The organism is Pseudomonas sp. S3E17, assembly GCF_024168685.1.
GTDB lineage: Bacteria > Pseudomonadota > Gammaproteobacteria > Pseudomonadales > Pseudomonadaceae > Aquipseudomonas > Aquipseudomonas marginalis.
Window position 1 is genome coordinate 6,548,982 of sequence record NZ_JALJWE010000001.1, and the last position, 20,688, is coordinate 6,569,669.

Consider the following 20,688-nt stretch of genomic DNA (forward strand, 5'->3'; position numbering starts at 1 on the left):
CGACGGCGAGCTTCGTTCGTCCCATATGGATGCGACGAGGTTTCACCCGAAAAAGGAATCAGGCTTCTCATGGGCGAACTGGCCAAAGAAATCCTCCCGGTCAATATCGAAGACGAGCTGAAACAGTCCTACCTCGACTACGCGATGAGCGTAATTGTCGGTCGGGCACTGCCTGATGCGCGCGATGGCTTGAAGCCCGTGCACCGGCGTGTGCTGTTCGCAATGAGCGAGCTGGGTAACGACTGGAACAAGCCGTACAAGAAATCTGCCCGTGTTGTCGGTGACGTGATCGGTAAGTATCACCCTCACGGCGACACTGCGGTGTACGACACCATCGTTCGGATGGCCCAGCCGTTTTCCCTGCGCTACCTGCTGGTAGACGGCCAGGGCAACTTCGGTTCGGTCGACGGCGACAACGCCGCGGCCATGCGATACACCGAAGTGCGCATGACCAAGCTGGCGCACGAGCTGCTGGCCGACCTGCATAAAGAAACCGTGGACTGGGTGCCGAACTACGACGGCACCGAAATGATCCCGGCGGTCATGCCGACCAAGATTCCCAACCTGCTGGTCAACGGTTCCAGCGGTATCGCCGTGGGCATGGCCACCAACATCCCGCCGCACAACCTCGGTGAAGTCATCGACGGTTGCCTGGCCCTCATCGACAACCCTGAGTTGACCGTCGATGAGCTGATGCAATACATCCCGGGCCCGGACTTCCCGACCGCCGCGATCATCAACGGTCGCGCCGGCATCATCGAAGCCTACCGCACCGGTCGCGGGCGCATTTACATGCGCGCCCGCTCGATCATCGAGGACATCGACAAGGTCGGTGGCCGCCAGCAGATCGTCATCACCGAGCTCCCGTACCAGCTGAACAAAGCGCGTCTGATCGAGAAGATCGCCGAGCTGGTTAAAGAGAAGAAACTCGAAGGCATCACCGAGCTGCGCGACGAATCCGACAAAGACGGTATGCGCGTGGTGATCGAGCTGCGTCGTGGCGAAGTGCCTGAGGTGATCCTCAACAACCTCTACGCCCAGACCCAGCTGCAAAGCGTGTTTGGTATCAACGTCGTGGCATTGATCGATGGCCGCCCACGCATCCTGAACCTCAAGGATCTGCTGGAAGCCTTCGTACGTCACCGTCGCGAAGTGGTTACCCGCCGTACCGTGTTCGAACTGCGCAAGGCCCGCGAGCGCGGTCACATCCTGGAAGGCCAGGCTGTAGCGCTGTCGAACATCGACCCGGTCATCGCCCTGATCAAGGCTTCGCCGACGCCGTCGGAAGCCAAGGAAGCGCTGATCAATATGCCATGGGAATCCAGCGCCGTCGTGGCGATGGTTGAACGTGCCGGTGCCGACTCGTGCCGCCCGGAGACCCTGGACCCGCAATACGGCCTGCGTGATGGCAAGTACTTCCTGTCGCCGGAACAGGCCCAGGCCATCCTGGAACTGCGCCTGCACCGCCTGACCGGTCTGGAACACGAGAAGCTGCTGGCCGAGTACCAGGAGATCCTCAACCAGATCGGCGAGCTGATCCGCATCCTCAACAGCGCCGTGCGCCTGATGGAAGTGATCCGCGAAGAGCTGGAAGTGATCCGCGCCGAATACGGCGACGTGCGCCGCACCGAAATCCTCGATGCTCGCCTCGACCTGACCCTGGGTGACATGATCCCGGAAGAAGAGCGCGTGGTGACCATCTCCCACGGTGGCTATGCCAAGACCCAGCCATTGGCTGCGTACCAGGCCCAGCGCCGCGGCGGTAAAGGTAAATCGGCTACCGGCGTGAAGGATGAGGACTACATCGCCCACCTGCTGGTCGCCAATAGCCACACCACGCTGCTGCTGTTCTCCAGCAAGGGCAAGGTGTACTGGCTCAAGACCTACGAAATCCCGGAAGCTTCCCGTGCTGCCCGTGGTCGTCCGTTGGTCAACCTGCTGCCGCTGGACAGTGATGAGTACATCACCACCATGCTGCCGGTCGAGGAATACACCGAAGGTCACTTCATCTTCATGGCCACCGCCAAAGGCACCGTGAAGAAGACCCCGCTGGAATCCTTCAGCCGCCAGCGCAGCGTGGGCCTGATCGCCCTGGAGCTGGACGAAGGCGACGTACTGATCAGCGCAGCCATTACCGATGGCGAGCGTGAGGTCATGCTGTTCTCCGACGGCGGCAAGGTCACCCGCTTCAAGGAATCCGACGTTCGTGCCATGGGCCGTACCGCCCGCGGTGTGCGCGGCATGCGCCTGCCGGAAGGGCAGAAGCTGATTTCGATGCTGATCCCGGAAGAAGGCAGCCAGATCCTCACCGCTTCCGAGCGTGGTTATGGCAAGCGCACCGCCATCAGCGAGTTCCCGGAGTACAAGCGTGGCGGCCAGGGCGTTATCGCCATGGTCAGCAACGACCGCAACGGCCGTCTGGTCGGCGCGGTCCAGGTGCTCGATGGCGAGGAAATCATGCTGATTTCCGACCAGGGCACCCTGGTGCGTACCCGTGTGGCTGAAGTGTCGAGCCTGGGCCGTAACACCCAGGGCGTGACCTTGATCAAGCTGGCCAAGGACGAAAAACTGGTCGGCCTGGAGCGTGTCCAGGAACCATCGGAAGTCGAAGGCGAAGAGCTGGAAGGTGAGGAGTTTGAAGGCGAGGTGATCGCAGCGGGCGATGACAACGTCGACGAGCCAACCCTCGATGCTGCCGCAGACGAAGAAGAACCGCAGGAATAAGCGGACACACAGGGGGCGGATGAAGATTCGCCCCCTTGTTGTTTGTCCCCTTTGAAAGAACAACGCCGCCCCCTGTAGGAGCGAGCTTGCTCGCGAAAATCGTCAACGATAACGCGAGCTGCCTGATGCGCCCTTGCGCTCTCGGGTTTTTCGCGAGCAAGCTCGCTCCTACCGTGTTTGATTTCAGTCCCACCAGATCAGAGAGATTGGATGTGAGCAAGAGAGCCTATAACTTCTGTGCCGGTCCCGCGGCGCTTCCTGAAGCAGTCCTGCAGCGTGCGCAGGGTGAACTCCTCGACTGGCATGGAAAAGGCCTCTCCGTGATGGAAATGAGCCATCGCAGCGATGAGTTCGTGTCCATTGCCACCAAGGCCGAGCAGGATCTGCGCGACTTGCTCGACATTCCATCCAACTACAAAGTGCTGTTCCTGCAAGGCGGTGCGAGCCAGCAGTTCGCCCAGATCCCGCTGAACCTGCTGCCGGAAGACGGCACGGCCGACTACATCGACACTGGTATCTGGGGGCAGAAGGCTATTGAAGAGGCCTCGCGCTACGGTCATGTCAATGTGGCCGGCACCGCCAAGCCTTACGACTACTTCGCCATTCCCGGTCAGAACGAATGGAAGCTGTCCAAGGATGCGGCCTACGTGCACTACGTCGCGAACGAAACCATTGGTGGCCTGGAGTTCGACTGGGTGCCGGAAGTCGGCGACGTTCCGCTGGTGTGCGACATGTCCTCGGACATCCTCTCGCGGCCTATCGATGTGTCGCGCTACGGCATGATCTACGCCGGTGCGCAGAAGAACATCGGCCCGAGCGGCATCCTGGTCAATATCGTCCGTGAGGACCTGCTGGGTCGCGCCCGTTCGCTGTGCCCGACCATGCTCAACTACAAGGTCGCGGCCGACAACGGCTCGATGTACAACACCCCGCCGGCCTTCGCCTGGTACCTGTCGGGCCTGGTGTTCGAGTGGCTGAAGGAGCAGGGCGGCGTGGCGGCCATGGGCAAGCTCAACGAAGAGAAGAAGCGCACCCTGTACGACTTCATCGACGCCAGTGGCCTGTACAGCAACCCGATCAACCTCACCGACCGCTCCTGGATGAACGTGCCGTTCCGCCTGGCCGATGACCGCCTGGACAAGCCATTCCTGGCCGGTGCCGACGCCCGTGGCCTGCTGAACCTCAAGGGGCACCGTTCGGTAGGTGGCATGCGCGCCTCCATCTACAACGCTGTCGACATCCATGCGATCAACGCGCTGGTTGCCTACATGGCAGAGTTCGAAAAGGAACACGGCTAATGTCTGAACAAGAACTCAAGGCCCTGCGTGTACGCATTGACAGCCTGGACGAGAAAGTCCTGGAGCTGATCAGTGAGCGTGCGCGCTGCGCCCAGGAAGTGGCACGGGTGAAGATGGCGTCCCTGGCGGAGGGCGAAGTGCCGGTGTTCTACCGGCCGGAGCGTGAAGCCCAGGTGCTCAAGCGCGTCATGGAGCGTAACAAGGGCCCGCTGGGCAACGAAGAGATGGCGCGGTTGTTCCGTGAAATCATGTCGTCGTGCCTGGCGCTCGAGCAGCCGCTGAAAGTGGCCTACCTCGGCCCGGAAGGCACCTTCACCCAGGCGGCGGCCATGAAGCACTTCGGCCACGCGGTGATCAGCAAGCCCATGGCGGCCATCGACGAGGTGTTCCGTGAAGTGGCGGCCGGCGCGGTGAACTTTGGCGTGGTGCCGGTGGAAAACTCCACCGAAGGCGCGGTCAACCACACGCTGGACAGCTTCCTTGAACACGACATGGTGATCTGCGGCGAAGTCGAGCTGCGCATCCACCATCACCTGTTGGTGGGTGAGAACACCAAGACCGACAGCATCAGCCGCATCTATTCCCACGCCCAGTCCCTGGCCCAGTGCCGCAAGTGGCTGGATGCGCATTACCCGAATGTGGAGCGCGTGGCGGTGTCCAGCAACGCCGAAGCGGCCAAGCGGGTCAAGGGTGAATGGAACTCGGCGGCGATCGCCGGTGATATGGCGGCAGGCCTGTATGGCCTGACGCGCCTGGCCGAGAAAATCGAGGATCGCCCGGACAACTCCACGCGCTTCCTGATGATCGGCAGCCAGGAAGTGCCGCCGACCGGCGACGACAAGACTTCGATCATCGTCTCCATGAGCAACAAGCCCGGCGCGCTGCATGAGCTGCTGGTGCCGTTCCACGATAACGGGATTGACCTGACGCGCATCGAGACACGTCCTTCGCGCAGCGGTAAATGGACTTACGTGTTCTTTATCGACTTCATCGGCCACCACCGCGATCCGCTGGTCAAGGGCGTGCTGGAGAAGATCAGTCAGGAAGCCGTGGCACTCAAGGTGCTGGGCTCTTACCCGAAAGCGGTTTTGTGAGGCTTTAACATGAGTGGCAACTTCCTCGCCCTGGCCCAGCCGGGCGTGCAACAACTGTCGCCTTACGTTCCGGGCAAGCCTGTGGACGAGCTGGCGCGTGAGTTGAACCTGGATCCCTCCAAGATCGTCAAGCTGGCGAGTAACGAGAATCCACTGGGCCCAAACCCCAAGGTATTGGCGGCGATTCGCGAAGAATTGGCCGAGCTGACCCGTTACCCGGACGGCAATGGCTTCGCCCTCAAGTCCCTGCTGGCAGAAACATGCCGGGTCGAGCTGAACCAGGTCACCCTGGGCAACGGTTCCAATGACATCCTCGAGCTGGTTGGGCGTGCCTACCTGGCGCCGGGCCTGAACGCCGTGTTCAGCGAGCACGCGTTTGCGGTCTACCCGATCGTCACCCAGGCGGTCGGTGCCGACGCCCGCGTGATTCCCGCCAAGGACTGGGGCCACGACCTGCCGGCCATGCTGGCTGCCATCGATGCCCAGACCCGCGTTGTGTTTATCGCCAACCCGAACAACCCGACCGGCACCTGGTTCGATGCACAGGCGCTGAACGACTTCCTGCAGGACGTGCCTGAGCATGTGCTGGTGGTGTTGGACGAGGCCTATATCGAGTACGCCGAAGGCAGCGACCTGCCGAACGGCCTGGATTTCCTGGCAGCCTACCCGAACCTGCTGGTGTCGCGCACCTTCTCCAAGGCCTATGGCCTGGCGTCGCTGCGGGTTGGCTATGGTCTGTCGACTGCGGTGGTTGCCGATGTACTGAACCGCGTACGCCAGCCGTTCAACGTCAACAGCCTCGCCCTGGCGGCAGCCTGTGCGGCGGTGAAGGATGCCGAGTACCTGGAAGAAGGTCGCCGCATCAACGCAAGCGGCATGCTGCAGTTGCAGGATGGTTTCCGTGAGTTGGGCCTGGGCTGGATTCCCTCCAAGGGCAACTTCATCTGTGTCGACCTTGGTCAAGTGGCCGCCCCGGTATTCCAGGGGCTGCTGCGCGAAGGTGTGATCGTGCGGCCGGTGGCCAACTACGGCATGCCGAACCACCTGCGGATCACCATCGGCTTGCCGGCTGAAAACAGCCGCTTCCTGGAGGCGCTGGCCAAGGTCCTGGCTCGTGGTTGATGTCACTGCATTGCAACCTGCCGTGCCTATGATCGGTCGCCTGGTGGTGGTCGGCCTGGGCTTGATCGGTGGCTCCTTCGCCAAAGGCCTGCGCGAAAGCGGGCTGTGCGGCGAAGTGGTCGGTGTGGACCTTGACCCGCAATCGCGCAAGTTGGCGGTGGAGTTGGGCGTGGTGGATCGCTGCGAGGCGGACCTGGCGCTGGCGTGCCAGGGGGCTGACGTCATCCAGCTCGCTGTGCCGATCCTGGCCATGGAGAAACTGCTGGCGGTATTGGCCGGCATGGACCTGGGCCAGGCGATCCTGACGGACGTCGGCAGTGCCAAGGGCAATGTGGTGCGGGCGGCGCAGCAGGCCTTTGGCGGCATGCCGTCGCGCTTTGTGCCGGGCCATCCGATTGCCGGTTCCGAGCAGAGCGGGGTGGAAGCGTCCAATGCGCAGCTGTTCCGCCGTCATAAAGTGATCCTGACGCCGCTGGAGCAAACGGATCCGGCCGCGCTGGCGGTGGTGGATCGTCTCTGGCGTGAGCTGGGGGCGGATGTGGAACATATGCAGGTCGAGCGCCACGACGAAGTGCTGGCGGCGACCAGCCATTTGCCCCATCTGTTGGCATTCGGCCTGGTGGACTCCCTGGCCAAGCGTAACGAAAACCTCGAGATTTTCCGTTATGCCGCCGGTGGCTTCCGCGATTTCACGCGGATTGCCGGCAGCGATCCGGTGATGTGGCACGACATCTTTCTCGCCAATCGCGAAGCGGTGTTGCGCACCCTGGACACCTTCCGCAGTGACCTCGACGCCTTGCGCGACGCGGTCGATGCCGGGGATGGCCATCAATTATTGGGCGTGTTCACCCGTGCTCGGGTGGCGCGTGAGCATTTCAGCAAGATCCTGGCTCGCCGGGCCTATATGGAAACCGCTGTGAACGCCGATGACCTGACATTCCTCGCCAACCCGGGCGGCCGCTTGAGCGGGCGTATCCGGGTGCCGGGTGACAAGTCGATCTCCCATCGCTCGATCATGCTCGGCTCGTTGGCCGAGGGCGTGACGGAGGTGGAAGGGTTCCTTGAGGGTGAAGACGCCCTGGCGACCCTGCAGGCGTTTCGCGACATGGGCGTGGTGATTGAGGGGCCGCACCATGGGCGCGTGACCATTCATGGTGTGGGCTTGCACGGCCTGAAACCGGCGCCGGGGCCGATCTACCTGGGCAATTCCGGTACGTCCATGCGCCTGCTGTCCGGTTTGTTGGCGGCACAACGCTTTGACAGCGTGTTGACCGGCGATGCTTCCCTGTCCAAGCGTCCGATGAACCGCGTGGCCAAGCCATTGCGGGACATGGGGGCGGTGATCGAGACCGGGCCGGAAGGGCGTCCGCCGCTGACCATTCGTGGCGGCCAGGCGCTCAAAGGCATGAGCTATGCAATGCCGATGGCCAGTGCCCAGGTCAAATCGTGCCTGTTGCTGGCGGGGCTGTATGCCGAAGGTCAAACCGCAGTGACCGAGCCTGCGCCGACCCGTGACCATACCGAGCGTATGTTGCGCGGTTTTGGTTACCCGGTTGCGGTGGAAGGCGCTACCGCATCGGTGGAATCGGGCCATGTACTGACGGCTGCCCATATTGAAGTGCCGGGGGATATCTCCTCTTCGGCATTCTTCCTGGTGGCGGCTTCGATTGCCTCGGGCTCCGAGTTGTTGCTGGAGCATGTCGGCGTCAACCCGACCCGCACCGGCGTGATCGATATCCTGCGGTTGATGGGGGCCGATATCACCTTGGAAAACCCGCGCGAAGTGGGTGGCGAGCCTGTCGCTGACCTGCGGGTGCGGGCAGCTGTATTGAAGGGTATCGAGATTCCAAAAGCGCTGGTACCCCTGGCTATTGATGAATTCCCCGTGTTGTTCGTCGCGGCCGCCTGCGCTGAAGGCCGGACCATTTTGCGTGGCGCCGAAGAGTTGCGCGTGAAGGAGTCCGACCGTATCCAGGTCATGGCCGACGGTCTGCAGGTGTTGGGGGTGAAGTGTGAACCGACCGCCGATGGGATTATCATTGACGGTGGCGTGATGGGCGGTGGTGAAGTCCATGCCCATGGTGATCACCGGATTGCCATGGCCTTCAGCGTGGCTTCCCTGCGGGCGACCGCGCCGATTCGTATCCATGACTGCGCCAATGTTGCTACGTCTTTTCCGAACTTTCTTACACTGTGTGCCCAAGTCGGCATTCGTGTTGCCCAAGAGGCTCAATTGTGAATATCAAAGCACCGGTGATTACCATCGACGGGCCAAGCGGCTCGGGCAAAGGCACGATCGCCGGCATCCTGGCCAAGCGCCTGGGCTGGTGCCTGCTGGATTCCGGCGCGCTGTACCGCCTGCTGGCGTTTGCCGCACGCAACCATGGCGTCGACCTGACCAACGAAGAATCCCTGAAGCTGCTGGCCGCGCATCTCGATGTGCAGTTCGTCGGCGCGACTGAGGGTCATCCCCAGCGCATCATCCTGGAAGGGGACGATGTGACCGATGACCTGCGTAACGAGCAGGTCGGTTCCTGGGCCTCCCAGGTTGCCGCGCTGCCGGCGGTGCGTGATGCGCTGTTGCAGCGTCAGCGGGCTTTCCAGGAGCCACCGGGCCTGGTGGCCGATGGCCGTGACATGGGCACGGTGGTGTTTCCCGAGGCGCCGCTGAAGATTTTCCTGACCGCCAGCGCCGAGGAGCGGGCTCGCCGCCGCTACTTGCAGTTGAAGGGCAAAGTCGATGGTGTTAGTCTGTCGAGTCTGCTAGATGAGATCCGTGCACGCGATGAGCGTGATACCCAGCGCGCAGTAGCCCCGCTCAAGCCGGCGGCTGATGCCATACAGCTGGATTCCACGGAGTTGTCCATCGAGCAGGTGCTGGAACGCATCTTGAGTGAAATCGCCATTCGCGATATCGCCGGGTGATCAAGAAGGCCGCAGGGGACCAGTCATAGTCCTGCGGTGGCTTCTTTTAACTGAAACTGACCCACACCGTCTGGGGTGTGGAGATGGGCGTATTCTTCGCCCTTATCAACAGGAATTAAAATGAGCGAAAGCTTTGCGGAACTCTTTGAAGAAAGCCTAAAAACCCTGAACCTTCAGGCAGGCTCCATCATCACCGGTGTTATCGTTGATATCGATTACCAAGCTCGCTGGGTAACCGTTCACGCTGGTCTGAAGTCTGAAGCTCTGATCCCGCTGGAACAGTTCTACAACGATGCTGGTGATCTGACAATCAATGTCGGTGACGAAGTTCACGTTGCTCTGGACTCGGTTGAAGACGGTTTCGGTGAAACCAAGCTGTCCCGTGAAAAAGCCAAGCGCGCTGAATGCTGGATTGTTCTCGAAGCAGCCTTCGCAGCTGAAGAAGTGGTCAAGGGCGTTATCAACGGTAAGGTTAAAGGCGGCTTCACTGTCGACGTTAACGGCATCCGTGCGTTCCTGCCAGGTTCTTTGGTCGACGTTCGTCCTGTGCGCGACACCACGCACCTGGAAGGCAAGGAACTCGAATTCAAAGTCATCAAGCTCGACCAGAAGCGCAACAACGTTGTCGTTTCCCGTCGCAGCGTCCTGGAAGCAGAGAACTCCGCCGAGCGTGAAGCTCTGCTGGAATCCCTGCAGGAAGGCCAACAAGTCAAAGGTATCGTCAAGAACCTCACCGATTACGGCGCATTCGTCGATCTGGGTGGCGTCGATGGCCTGCTGCACATTACCGACATGGCTTGGAAGCGTATCAAGCATCCTTCCGAAATCGTCAATGTTGGCGACGAGATCGATGTCAAGGTTCTGAAATACGATCGCGAGCGCAACCGTGTTTCCCTGGGCCTGAAGCAACTGGGTGAAGATCCATGGGTCGCTATCAAAGCCCGTTACCCAGAAAGCACTCGCGTCACCGCACGTGTTACCAACCTGACCGACTACGGCTGCTTCGCTGAGCTGGAAGAAGGCGTTGAAGGCCTGGTACACGTTTCCGAAATGGACTGGACCAACAAGAACATCCACCCTTCGAAAGTCGTACAAGTCGGCGACGAAGTGGAAGTCATGGTCCTGGACATCGACGAAGAGCGTCGTCGTATCTCCCTGGGCATCAAGCAGTGCAAATCTAACCCATGGGAAGATTTCTCTGGCCAGTTCAACAAGGGCGATAAAATCTCCGGCACCATCAAGTCGATCACCGATTTCGGTATCTTCATTGGTCTGGACGGCGGCATCGACGGCCTGGTTCACCTGTCCGACATCTCCTGGAACGAAGTTGGCGAAGAAGCTGTTCGTCGTTTCAAGAAGGGCGACGAGCTGGACACCGTTATCCTGTCGGTTGACCCAGAGCGCGAGCGCATCTCCCTGGGTATCAAGCAACTGGAAAGCGATCCGTTCTCCGAGTACGTTCAAGAGAACGACAAAGGCGCAATCGTTAAAGGCACTGTGAAAGAAGTTGACGCCAAAGGCGCCATCATCGTTCTGGCCGACGATATCGAAGCGACTCTGAAAGCCTCCGAAATCAGCCGTGACCGCGTTGAAGATGCGCGCAACGTTCTGAAAGAAGGCCAGGAAGTAGAGGCCAAGATCATCAGCGTCGATCGCAAGAGCCGCGTGATCCAGCTCTCCATCAAGTCGAAAGACGAAGTGGAAGAGAAAGAAGCCATCCAGAGCCTGAAATCGGCTCCGGAAGCTGCAACAGGCGAGACCACCATGGCCTCCCTGCTGCGTGAAGCAATGGCTAAGCAGAACTAAGTTCTGTAAGGCTGTAAAAAAGGGCGACTTCGGTCGCCCTTTTTTATGCCTGAAATTCGTTGAATCCACACGCAAGAACCAAGGGTTAGGACTTGGTGTCAGAGCTGACTATAGTGTTGATAAGAGCCATCCCGTGTTATTAAGGACTTCAATGAAAAGGCTTATCGTAGTGCTCGCAGTGGTATTGCTTGCAGGCTGTGCCGCTACCAGCGCCAAAACTCACGTCAAGCGCGGTGTCAGCGGCATTGAGGTTGACTGCTCGGGGCTTGGCGGCAATTGGGAGAAGTGCGAGAAGCGCGCCGCCCGCGAATGCAAGATGCGGGGCTATAAGGTCATCACCAGGTCCAGCGACGCCAAAGACGAAGAGGGTGATTACTTGTTCGGTTGGAACCCTGCTGGAGCAGTCACTCGTACCATGCTTGTGATCTGCAATTGAGTGTGTTGATCGCTCATGGCGGTGGTTATTCAAACGGCAGATAAGTTGATGTGTGGGCTGTTCAAATTCATCAAGTCATGCTAAAACCTTCGAAGCGCTTTTCCTAGCTGCTTGAAAAAGAAGGGAAAAATATGACGAAGTCGGAGTTGATCGAACGAATTGTCACCCATCAAGGGCTGCTTTCATCCAAGGATGTAGAGCTGGCTATCAAGACCATGCTTGAGCAGATGTCCCAGTGCCTGGCGACCGGCGATCGGATTGAAATTCGCGGGTTTGGGAGTTTTTCGCTGCACTACCGTGCTCCGCGGGTAGGGCGTAATCCTAAGACTGGGCAGTCAGTCAGCCTAGACGGTAAGTTTGTCCCTCATTTCAAGCCGGGCAAGGAGTTGCGGGATCGGGTGAATGAGGATGAGGAAGATGAAGGTAGTCTGTGATCGTAGTTTGGAGGTTTAGATGAGTAAAATCAGGCAATTTGTTGAAATCGCGCTGCTCATTTTGGTTGTCGCCGTCGTGATTGTATTCACTCTTGAAAATGATCAGCGTGTAAGTCTTGTTTTCTTTACTTGGTCGACGCCTCAAGCTCCAGTTGCAGTCTATGTTATCTTGGCTTTGTTGATAGGTTGCTGTCTCGGTCCTGTTATCAGTTCGTTAACACGTCTGCGTTCAAGGCGTGCAGCGAAAGCGCGCATTCAGAGCTAACACGCTGGTGTTGGGGGCTTCAGCTATTGGTCTTTGAAAGTTGGATTTGATTTGGCTGGATTGGTCTTTTTTGTATGCTCAATGAATGTGCTCTTTTTTGCCGGTAGGGTTTTAGGTTTTTCTTATTTGAGTGTTGACCCGTGAGTGCAACGCTTTTCGGGTTATGGCAGTTTGGATTTCTAATTCAATGGTTTCGCGTTAAGTGACGTTGTGCGTTGGCGAAATTGTTTGTGGAATATTTGTCTCTGTGCCGCATCAATGAGTCGTGGGGGCGGAACTGCTAAGAGGTCAGGCTCAGTAATGGGTTTGTAGTCTCTTGAAAGCCTGTCTGCGTCCTCCTGTCGTGTGTCGAGTCGTCAGCCCTGTTGGAAATTTTGCCCTGGTCTATACTGGAAGGCGCTTTGCCGCTGCGACATTTCGTAGCGGAAGGCAGGGGTTGCATGAGCTTTTTGTGAGAAAAATCATAGGCTTTTTAGAGGTGGGCACGGTTAGGAAGCGTCAATACGTTGCCTGGATTTGCTCGCTGTAACGCCATGATTACAAGTATTTCTCTCCGATGCTGTTGTGGAATCATCAATTTGGCTACAGCTATGCAGGGAGAATAACGGCATAATGTGCCCTTTGATACATTGCCCAAGACGTATGCGCTTACGCTGTCTCGCAGGTTGGTCAATCCCAATTGGCGGCGTTTGGAGTGGGGCGTATGAAAAAGAGAGCCTCAGCATCGGGTTGTGATTCCCGGGATAGTTGATGTGTTGATCGTTCCAGAATTAGCTAATGGAGTTTTACCTGATGTCAGGCATCAAGCAGTCAAGTGTTGACAGATTTAAGAACAAAGAAGCCCTAATTGGTATTGTCGGATTGGGGTATGTCGGTCTGCCCCTGATGTTGCGTTATAATGCCATTGGCTTTCGTGTATTGGGCATCGACATTGATGAGGCTAAAGTCTCTCGGTTGAATGCTGGTCAAAGTTATATCGAACATATTCCTGCTGAAAAAGTTCAGAGCGCCCGTCAAAGCGGTTTTGAGGCTACCACCGCATTTGAGCGCGTGAGCGAATGTGATGCCTTGATACTGTGTGTTCCAACTCCCCTGAACAAGTACCGTGAGCCGGACATGAGCTTCGTGATTAATACCACGGAAGCCATTAAGCCTTACTTGCGCGAGGGTCAGGTTGTTTCGCTTGAAAGCACCACCTATCCGGGGACGACTGAAGAAGAGTTGCTTCCGCGTGTTGAGGGTGGTGGTTTGAAGGTGGGTGAGAATATCTTCCTGGTTTACTCGCCAGAACGGGAAGATCCGGGTAATCCAAACTTTGAAACCCGTACTATTCCGAAAGTAATCGGTGGGCATACTCCCGCATGCCTTGAAGTCGGCATCGCCCTGTACGAGCAGGCAATTGACCAAGTGGTGCCGGTGAGTTCTACCAAGGCCGCTGAAATGACCAAGCTGCTGGAAAATATCCACCGCGCGGTGAATATCGGCCTAGTCAACGAAATGAAAGTTGTCGCTGATCGGATGGGCATTGATATTTTCGAAGTGGTCGACGCAGCGGCAACCAAGCCTTTCGGCTTCACGCCTTACTACCCTGGTCCAGGTCTCGGTGGGCACTGCATCCCCATCGATCCGTTCTACCTGACCTGGAAGGCCCGCGAGTATGGCCTGCACACGCGTTTCATCGAGCTCTCCGGCGAAGTCAACCAAGCCATGCCCGAGTACGTAGTCAGTAAGCTGATGGACGGCCTCAATAACAACAGCAAACCGTTGAAAGGCAGCAAAGTGTTGGTGCTTGGTATCGCGTACAAGAAAAACGTGGACGATATGCGTGAGTCCCCCTCCGTGGAAATCATGGAGTTGCTGGAAGCCAAGGGTTGTATCGTGGCTTACAGTGACCCGCACGTTCCGGTGTTCCCGAAGATGCGCGAGCACCACTTCGACTTGTCCAGCGAGGCGCTGACCGCAGAAAACATTGCGGGCTTCGACGCCATTGTCCTGGCGACAGATCACGACAAATTCGATTATGAGCTGATTCGCCAGCACGCACGATTGGTGATCGATAGTCGCGGCAAGTACCGCACCCCTGAAGCCCATATCATCAAAGCCTGATTGCTGGAGTGTTCCCTTTGAAACGTTTCGCCCTTATCGGCGCTGCCGGTTACATCGCCCCTCGGCATATGCGCGCAATCAAAGACACCGGTAACGAGTTGGTGTCGGCCTATGACATCAATGATTCCGTGGGGATCATTGACAGCCTGTCTCCGCAGAGCGAGTTTTTTACCCAGTTCGAGCGTTTCAATGAGCACGCCTGGCAGCTCAAGCGCGATCCGGCCACCGCCTTGGATTACGTCGCAGTCTGCTCGCCCAATTATCTGCATCACTCGCATATCGCGGCCGGCTTGCGCCTTGGCTGCGATGTGATTTGCGAGAAGCCGCTGGTTCCCACGCCTGAAATTCTCGACGAACTGGCCTTGGTCGAGCGCGAGACGGGCAAGCGCGTTTACAACATCCTGCAGCTGCGTCATCACCAGGCAATTCTCGACTTGAAAGAGAAAGTTGCCCGTGAGTCTCGCGACGGCAAGTACGATGTAGAACTCACCTATATCACTTCGCGTGGCAAGTGGTACATGGAGAGCTGGAAGGGTGATCCGCGCAAGTCGTACGGCATCGCGACCAATATCGGCGTGCACTTCTACGACATGCTGCATTTCATCTTTGGCAAGTTGCAGCGTAACGTTGTGCACTTTGCCAATGATTACAAAGCAGCCGGCTACCTTGAATACGAGAACGCCCGTGTGCGCTGGTTCCTGTCCATTGATGCCGATGACTTGCCGGATTCTGTCAAGGGCAAAAAGCCAACCTATCGCTCCATCACGGTTGATGGCGATGAGATGGAATTTTCCGAAGGCTTTACCGACCTGCATACCACCAGCTACCGGGAAATCCTCGCCGGCCGTGGCTATGGCATCGAAGACGCGCGTCACTGCGTCGAAACCGTAAATACCATTCGTTCGTCCGCCATCGTTACGCCGCAGAACGGCGAGGGCCACCCTTTTCTTGCAACCCTGAGTCGCTGAGGCAGGCATGAATTATCAAGTTCACCCTTCCGCAATTGTCGATGAAGGCGCGCAGATCGGTGACGACTCGCGGGTGTGGCATTTCGTGCACGTTTGCAGTGGCGCACGTATCGGCAGGGGCGTGTCCCTCGGGCAGAACGTCTTTGTTGGTAACAAGGTGCTTATCGGGGACAACTGCAAGATCCAGAACAACGTTTCGGTCTACGACAACGTGACGTTGGAAGAAGGTGTGTTCTGTGGGCCGAGCATGGTGTTTACGAATGTCTACAACCCGCGCTCTCTGATCGAACGCAAGAGCGAGTATCGCGACACCCTTGTCAGAAAAGGCGCCACCCTGGGCGCCAACTGCACGATCGTCTGTGGTGTCACCATCGGTGAGTATGCTTTCGTTGGCGCCGGCGCGGTGATCAACAAGCCGGTACCCGCCTATGCCTTGATGGTGGGCGTGCCCGCTCGGCAAATCGGCTGGATGAGTGAGTTCGGCGAGCAATTGGACCTGCCGCTGGAAGGCGATGGGATTGCGATTTGCGAGCACAGCGGTGCTCGCTACCTACTGAGCGGTAAAACGCTGGTCAAGGAGGCCGGGCAATGATCGAGTTTATTGACCTCAAGATCCAGCAAGCCAGGATCAAAGACAGGATCGACGCCGGTATCCAGCGTGTCCTGGCGCATGGCCAATACATCCTTGGCCCGGAAGTCGCGGAGCTCGAAGAGCGCCTTGCTGCATTTGTTGGTGCCAAGCATTGCATCACCTGCGCTAATGGCACCGATGCCTTGCAGATTGCCCTGATGGCCTTGGGCGTAGGCCCTGGCGATGAAGTGATCACACCGGGCTTCACCTACATCGCTACTGCAGAAACCGTTGCGCTGCTGGGCGCCAAGCCTGTATATGTCGACGTTGACCCGCGCACCTACAACCTAGATCCGGCGTTGCTGGAGGCGGCAATTACACCGCGTACCAAAGCGATTATTCCGGTTTCGCTGTACGGCCAGTGTGCGGATTTCGACCCGATCAATGCCATCGCGGCCCAACACGGCCTCCCGGTGATCGAGGATGCAGCGCAGAGTTTTGGTGCAACCTACAAAGGGCGCCGATCCTGCAATCTGACAACCATTGGGAGCACGAGCTTTTTCCCGAGCAAGCCACTGGGTTGCTATGGTGACGGCGGTGCGCTCTTTACCAACGACGATCAGTTGGCTGTTGTCATGCGGCAAATCGCCCGCCATGGCCAGGATCGCCGTTACCATCACGTGCGTGTTGGGGTGAACAGTCGTCTGGATACGCTGCAGGCGGCCATCCTCTTGCCCAAGTTGGAAATATTCGCCGAAGAGTTGGCGTTGCGGCAAAAGGTCGCTGAACGCTACAGCCAGCTGCTCGTAGAGGTCGGCATTACTGCGCCCTTTGTAGAGACATTCAACACCAGTGCCTGGGCGCAGTTCACCGTGCAGGTCGATGCGCGTGACAAGGTCCAGGATCAACTGAAGGCGTTCGGCGTACCCACTGCGGTGCATTATCCGATCCCTCTCAACCGCCAGCCGGCCGTGAAGGATGATAGCGCCGAGCTACCAGTCGGTGATGCAGCCGCCTCGCGGGTCATGAGTTTGCCAATGCATCCCTATCTCGATGAGGCGGCATTGCAGTCCATTGTCCAGGCGTTGAGCAATAGCCTGGGGGAGTGAGTTCCGGTGGTCGGGCTTGACTGTCAGGGTGGGATTACCCTGACACTGCTGGATTACATATCTTATTGATTTTAAATGTTTTTAGCTCAAATTCCTCCAGGCGTAAATTGTCGGTAAACGGCACCTGGAGGGGGTGACACTAGTTATGAGATTGGCCCGGATTGCTGATAAAGTGGCGGCCATTTTTGGGCTTATCTAAGGAGATTGAAAATTAACGTTCCCTTCATTGATCTCAAGCGCTTTGAGCCTGGGTTCCACGCCGCGCTGATGGAAAAATTCCACGCGATGACCATCAACGCACAGTTCATCGGTGGTGCTGAAGTCGCTGCCCTGGAGTCACGCTTGCAGTCGGATTTGCAGGTGGCTCATGCCGTGAGCTGTGCAAACGGCACGGATGCTCTTCAGCTGGCCCTGCGTGCAGTGGGCGTGGGGGAGGGGGACGTGGTACTGGTTCCGAATGTGACCTTCTGGGCGACCTTCGAAGCGGTCGTCAATGTAGGCGCAAAACCAGTCACCATTGATGCTGACATCACTGATGGAGGCGTCGATTTTGCTGCGTTCGAGCTGGCCATTCGCGAGGCATCGCCCAAGGCTGCGATCATTGCCCACCTGTATGGCTGGGGCAGTGCGCGCCTGCAGGATCTGCGTGATCTGTGCAAAAAACACGCTGTATGCCTGATCGAGGACGGTGCTCAATCGTACGGTGCTGAATTCGCGGGTGAGCCGATCTGCAAGGGGGCGTTCATTTCCACTACCTCCTTCTATCCAGCCAAGGTTCTTGGTGGTGCGGGCGACGGCGGTGCAGTGTTTACCGATGACGCGGCGCTTGCCGACAAGGTTCGACGTCTCGGTAATCACGGGCGCACGGCTCATTACGGGTACGGCGACGTGGGCTGGAATTCGCGCCTGGATTCGCTGCAGGCGGCGTTCCTCAATTTGTCCATCGGGCATATCGAGGAACGCCTTGCGTCCCGTCGCAAGGCGGTCGCCTTTTACCGAGACGCTCTGCCTTCGACTGGCATCGAGCTGATGTCGGCCCCGGCCGCATACACAGAAAATGGTTACTGCAATGTCTGCCTGGTGCCTGACGCGGATACCAAGCTCGCCCTGGAGTCTGCACTCAAGGCGGCCGAGATCGGTTTTGCGAACATCTACCCTGGCGTCATGTCCAGCCAGCCCGGCGCCGCCGCCTATATCAAAGGGCACTTCGGCGGCCAGGTCGGCGAGCGACTGTGTGCATCGGTGCTTAACTTGCCGCTGTTCCCGTACATGACCGATGAGGAGCTGCAACGCGTGGCGTCCGTGGTCCGTGCAACGCTGGCCGGAGGCGATCATGGCAAATGATGTCTACATCCATCCGACCGCGAACGTCTCGGACAAAGCCAGTATTGGCCAGGGCACTAAGGTCTGGATCAACGTACAGATCCGCGAAGATGTGGTGATCGGAGAAGGGTGCATCCTGTCCAAGGATGTCTATGTCGATCACGCGGTGAAAATCGGCGATCGCTGCAAGATCCAGAACAGCGTCTCGGTCTATAACGGCGTAGAGATCGGTGACGATGTCTTCGTTGGCCCCAATGCTTGTTTCACCAACGACAAAGTGCCACGCGCATTCAACGCCGATTGGTCCATCACACCGACCTTCGTGCATAACGGTGCCAGCATCGGTGCCAATGCGACCATCGTCTGCGGGATTACCATTGGTGAGTACGCCATGGTCGCCGCCGGGAGTGTCGTCACCAAGGATGTTGCACCTTATACCCTGGTCATGGGGAATCCTGCTCGTGCGGTCGCCAAGATCGACAGGGAAGGCAATCGAGTTTCCGGAGACGTTTGAGATATGTTTGAAGAAGTGCTCAAGGTAGGCCTGATTGGCCTGGGGAATATGGGGCGCAATCACTTGCGCGTGCTGTCCCTGCTCAAAGGCGTGGAACTGGCCTTTGTCGCCGATGCGAACGCTGCCGTGGCAGCTCGTGCTGGCGAAGCGCACGGCATACCCGGGGTGGTTGACCCAACCCCGTTGCTCGCAAATGTCGACGCGGTGGTGATTTGTACCCCGACCGTGACCCACGCCGATTACATCCGCCTGGTAGCCGCTCAGGTGAAGAATATCTTCGTCGAAAAGCCCCTCGCTGCGACCTTGGAGGAGTGCGATGAAGTCGCAGCTTTCGCCAAGGACAACAACCTGAATATCCAGGTCGGCTTCATCGAGCGCTTCAACCCAGCAGTGCAGGCGCTGAAGGTGGTCCTGGAAAAAAGCGAGCAGATCATCAGTATCGACTTCACGCGGACCAACAAAGTGAGCTCGCGTATCACCGATGTTGATGTCGTCACCGACCTGATGATTCACGACATTGACCTGGCGCTGTACCTCAACGGCCCGGCAAAGTCCGTGGCTGCTCACGGTTTCGCGCACGGGAGCATGATCGATTTCGCCTCAGCGTTGATTACCCATGAAAACGGCCGCTTCTCAAGAATTCAGGCGAGTCGCGTAACCGACAAGAAGAAGCGCCAGATCGAGGCTACTTGCACCGACATGTTTGTCGACTGCGATCTGTTGCGTAAGGAAATCATCATCAACCGTCAGTCTGAGACCCAGCAGGGCGGCGTATTGCCCTACACCATCTCTGCGATTCAAGAGGCAGTTGCGGTGCCTCCTCAGGAAGCCCTGTTGTCCGAGCTGCAAGCCTTCATGGCGAGCTGCCGGCAGCCATCCTCGGTCAGCGTGCCGGGTGTCGATGCAGGTGTTGAGGCAATGAAAATTTGTGCAGTGATTCAAGCGGCGGTGCAAGCATGACTATTCGGGATGATGTGCGGGGCAAGACGATCCTTGTCACCGGTGGTGCTGGCTTTATTGGCAGTCACCTTGTGGACAAGCTGCTGGTCGAAGGGGCAGCGCATGTTGTCGTGATCGACAATCTGTTTGTCGGCTCGGAAGACAACCTGGAGGAGGCTCTCGCGACTGGCAAAGTCACCTTTTATCGCGACGATGCGGAATTCAACACCAGTCTGGAATACATCTTTACCAATCATTCAATTGATATCGTCTTCAATTGCGCGACCAAGGCGCTGAATTATTCGTTCCTGAACCCGGCCAACGCTTTCGATACCAACGTGCGCGTGACGCTTAACCTGTTGGAGCTGCAGCGCCGGGGCCTGTTCAAGACGCTGTGTCATTTCTCCACTTCGGAAGTTTACGGCTCTGCTGTTTACGAGCCGATGGACGAAGCTCATCCACGTAATCCAACCACCACGTATGCTGCGGGTAAAGCTGCTGCCGACCTGGCAGTGGAAAGCTATGTACGGATGTTTGAGCTGGATGCCTTCATCGTGAGGCCGTTCAACAACTACGGGCCACGCCAGAACTACAAGGGCATGCTCGCCGGTGTGATCCCGATTACCGCCATGCGCTTGCTGAAAGGCGGTACGCCTGAGATTCATGGCGAGGGTACTCAGAGCCGCGATTTCATCTATGTGCAGGACACGGTAGATGCCGTTGTGAAGCTGTACTCCATGCTGCCGTCGGGTGAGACCGTCAACATTTCCACCGACAATCAGATTTCCATCACGGAGCTGATTGAGCGTATCTGCAAAGCTTTCGACTATAGCGGTGAGATCCTGCGCAAACCGGGACGCCATTCGGATGTGCTTTGCCACAATGCCAGTAACGAAAAGGTAAAGGGCCTTATCCAGTACTCTCTGACGCCGTTCGATAAAGGCCTGGCGGACACCCTGGCCTGGTACAAACAGCGCATCGACTAATAGGGTGTAAGCCTTGATTCAGGTTGGCGGATGCTGATTTATCTTGCCCCTCATGCGTATTCAAGCCT

General features: G+C 57.8%; 18 protein-coding genes. All 18 read left to right on the top strand.

Annotated features, from left to right (window positions below):
• The first annotated feature begins 69 nt into the window (after window positions 1–69).
• The 18 genes from gyrA to J3D60_RS29860 all read left to right on the top strand — a co-directional run bounded on the left by gyrA (window position 70) and on the right by J3D60_RS29860 (window position 20,620).
• Window positions 70–2,724 (top strand): DNA gyrase subunit A, encoded by a 2,655-nt coding sequence (gene gyrA / locus J3D60_RS29775; protein WP_253493741.1) that lies wholly within the window; start codon window positions 70–72, stop codon window positions 2,722–2,724.
• Window positions 2,725–2,936: 212 nt separating this feature from the next.
• Window positions 2,937–4,022, top strand: a complete 1,086-nt coding sequence (gene serC / locus J3D60_RS29780; RefSeq protein WP_065939348.1) for a 3-phosphoserine/phosphohydroxythreonine transaminase — start codon at window positions 2,937–2,939, stop codon at window positions 4,020–4,022.
• Window positions 4,022–5,116 carry a prephenate dehydratase gene (gene pheA, locus J3D60_RS29785; protein WP_003172650.1) on the top strand — a complete coding sequence of 365 codons (1,095 nt, stop codon included), beginning with the start codon at window positions 4,022–4,024 and terminating at the stop codon, window positions 5,114–5,116. The genes serC and pheA overlap by 1 nt, the downstream gene beginning before the upstream one ends.
• A gap of 9 nt (window positions 5,117–5,125) precedes the next feature.
• Entirely contained in the window at window positions 5,126–6,238 is a 1,113-nt protein-coding gene (hisC, locus tag J3D60_RS29790; protein ID WP_253493742.1) for a histidinol-phosphate transaminase, read from the top strand.
• Window positions 6,239–6,266: 28 nt separating this feature from the next.
• Window positions 6,267–8,477 (top strand): bifunctional prephenate dehydrogenase/3-phosphoshikimate 1-carboxyvinyltransferase, encoded by a 2,211-nt coding sequence (locus tag J3D60_RS29795; protein WP_065939347.1) that lies wholly within the window; start codon window positions 6,267–6,269, stop codon window positions 8,475–8,477.
• A complete protein-coding gene (gene cmk / locus J3D60_RS29800; protein WP_003172653.1) occupies window positions 8,474–9,163 on the top strand; it encodes a (d)CMP kinase in 690 nt (229 codons plus the stop codon). Before J3D60_RS29795 ends, cmk begins: the two co-directional genes overlap by 4 nt.
• A gap of 120 nt (window positions 9,164–9,283) precedes the next feature.
• Entirely contained in the window at window positions 9,284–10,969 is a 1,686-nt protein-coding gene (gene rpsA, locus J3D60_RS29805) for a 30S ribosomal protein S1 (RefSeq protein ID WP_027604177.1), read from the top strand.
• 151 nt (window positions 10,970–11,120) lie between these two features.
• Window positions 11,121–11,405: a hypothetical protein gene (locus J3D60_RS29810; protein ID WP_053132471.1), complete on the top strand. Its 285-nt coding sequence runs from the start codon at window positions 11,121–11,123 to the stop codon at window positions 11,403–11,405.
• A gap of 131 nt (window positions 11,406–11,536) precedes the next feature.
• A complete protein-coding gene (ihfB, locus tag J3D60_RS29815) occupies window positions 11,537–11,839 on the top strand; it encodes an integration host factor subunit beta (RefSeq protein ID WP_053132474.1) in 303 nt (100 codons plus the stop codon).
• Window positions 11,840–11,858: 19 nt separating this feature from the next.
• Entirely contained in the window at window positions 11,859–12,104 is a 246-nt protein-coding gene (locus J3D60_RS29820; protein ID WP_253493744.1) for a LapA family protein, read from the top strand.
• 792 nt (window positions 12,105–12,896) lie between these two features.
• The gene (wbpA, locus tag J3D60_RS29825; protein ID WP_053132575.1) at window positions 12,897–14,210 is read left to right on the top strand and encodes a UDP-N-acetyl-D-glucosamine 6-dehydrogenase; all 1,314 of its coding nucleotides are present in this window, start codon (window positions 12,897–12,899) and stop codon (window positions 14,208–14,210) included.
• A 17-nt stretch (window positions 14,211–14,227) separates the two neighbouring features.
• Complete coding sequence (gene wbpB / locus J3D60_RS29830; RefSeq protein ID WP_053132477.1) at window positions 14,228–15,178, top strand: UDP-N-acetyl-2-amino-2-deoxy-D-glucuronate oxidase; 951 nt, start codon at window positions 14,228–14,230, stop codon at window positions 15,176–15,178.
• A 7-nt stretch (window positions 15,179–15,185) separates the two neighbouring features.
• Window positions 15,186–15,770, top strand: a complete 585-nt coding sequence (gene wbpD / locus J3D60_RS29835) for a UDP-2-acetamido-3-amino-2,3-dideoxy-D-glucuronate N-acetyltransferase (RefSeq protein ID WP_223013920.1) — start codon at window positions 15,186–15,188, stop codon at window positions 15,768–15,770.
• A complete protein-coding gene (locus J3D60_RS29840; protein WP_253493747.1) occupies window positions 15,767–16,858 on the top strand; it encodes a DegT/DnrJ/EryC1/StrS aminotransferase family protein in 1,092 nt (363 codons plus the stop codon). The genes wbpD and J3D60_RS29840 overlap by 4 nt, the downstream gene beginning before the upstream one ends.
• A gap of 204 nt (window positions 16,859–17,062) precedes the next feature.
• Window positions 17,063–18,202 carry a DegT/DnrJ/EryC1/StrS aminotransferase family protein gene (locus J3D60_RS29845; protein WP_253493749.1) on the top strand — a complete coding sequence of 380 codons (1,140 nt, stop codon included), beginning with the start codon at window positions 17,063–17,065 and terminating at the stop codon, window positions 18,200–18,202.
• Window positions 18,192–18,695: an acyltransferase gene (locus tag J3D60_RS29850; RefSeq protein ID WP_253493751.1), complete on the top strand. Its 504-nt coding sequence runs from the start codon at window positions 18,192–18,194 to the stop codon at window positions 18,693–18,695. Before J3D60_RS29845 ends, J3D60_RS29850 begins: the two co-directional genes overlap by 11 nt.
• Window positions 18,696–18,698: 3 nt before the next feature.
• Entirely contained in the window at window positions 18,699–19,655 is a 957-nt protein-coding gene (locus J3D60_RS29855; RefSeq protein WP_053132486.1) for a Gfo/Idh/MocA family protein, read from the top strand.
• Window positions 19,652–20,620: a dTDP-glucose 4,6-dehydratase gene (locus tag J3D60_RS29860; protein WP_253493753.1), complete on the top strand. Its 969-nt coding sequence runs from the start codon at window positions 19,652–19,654 to the stop codon at window positions 20,618–20,620. Before J3D60_RS29855 ends, J3D60_RS29860 begins: the two co-directional genes overlap by 4 nt.
• The last annotated feature ends 68 nt before the right edge of the window (window positions 20,621–20,688 follow it).

Coding starts and splice junctions, on each gene's coding strand:
- J3D60_RS29795 (WP_065939347.1), top strand. CDS start 6,267: ATGATCGGTCGCCTGGTGGTGGTCGGCCTGGGCTTGATCGGTGGCTCC.
- wbpD (WP_223013920.1), top strand. CDS start 15,186: ATGAATTATCAAGTTCACCCTTCCGCAATTGTCGATGAAGGCGCGCAG.
- ihfB (WP_053132474.1), top strand. CDS start 11,537: ATGACGAAGTCGGAGTTGATCGAACGAATTGTCACCCATCAAGGGCTG.
- J3D60_RS29820 (WP_253493744.1), top strand. CDS start 11,859: ATGAGTAAAATCAGGCAATTTGTTGAAATCGCGCTGCTCATTTTGGTT.
- rpsA (WP_027604177.1), top strand. CDS start 9,284: ATGAGCGAAAGCTTTGCGGAACTCTTTGAAGAAAGCCTAAAAACCCTG.
- gyrA (WP_253493741.1), top strand. CDS start 70: ATGGGCGAACTGGCCAAAGAAATCCTCCCGGTCAATATCGAAGACGAG.
- J3D60_RS29855 (WP_053132486.1), top strand. CDS start 18,699: ATGTTTGAAGAAGTGCTCAAGGTAGGCCTGATTGGCCTGGGGAATATG.
- J3D60_RS29860 (WP_253493753.1), top strand. CDS start 19,652: ATGACTATTCGGGATGATGTGCGGGGCAAGACGATCCTTGTCACCGGT.
- J3D60_RS29850 (WP_253493751.1), top strand. CDS start 18,192: ATGGCAAATGATGTCTACATCCATCCGACCGCGAACGTCTCGGACAAA.
- wbpA (WP_053132575.1), top strand. CDS start 12,897: ATGTCAGGCATCAAGCAGTCAAGTGTTGACAGATTTAAGAACAAAGAA.
- J3D60_RS29810 (WP_053132471.1), top strand. CDS start 11,121: ATGAAAAGGCTTATCGTAGTGCTCGCAGTGGTATTGCTTGCAGGCTGT.
- J3D60_RS29840 (WP_253493747.1), top strand. CDS start 15,767: ATGATCGAGTTTATTGACCTCAAGATCCAGCAAGCCAGGATCAAAGAC.
- hisC (WP_253493742.1), top strand. CDS start 5,126: ATGAGTGGCAACTTCCTCGCCCTGGCCCAGCCGGGCGTGCAACAACTG.
- pheA (WP_003172650.1), top strand. CDS start 4,022: ATGTCTGAACAAGAACTCAAGGCCCTGCGTGTACGCATTGACAGCCTG.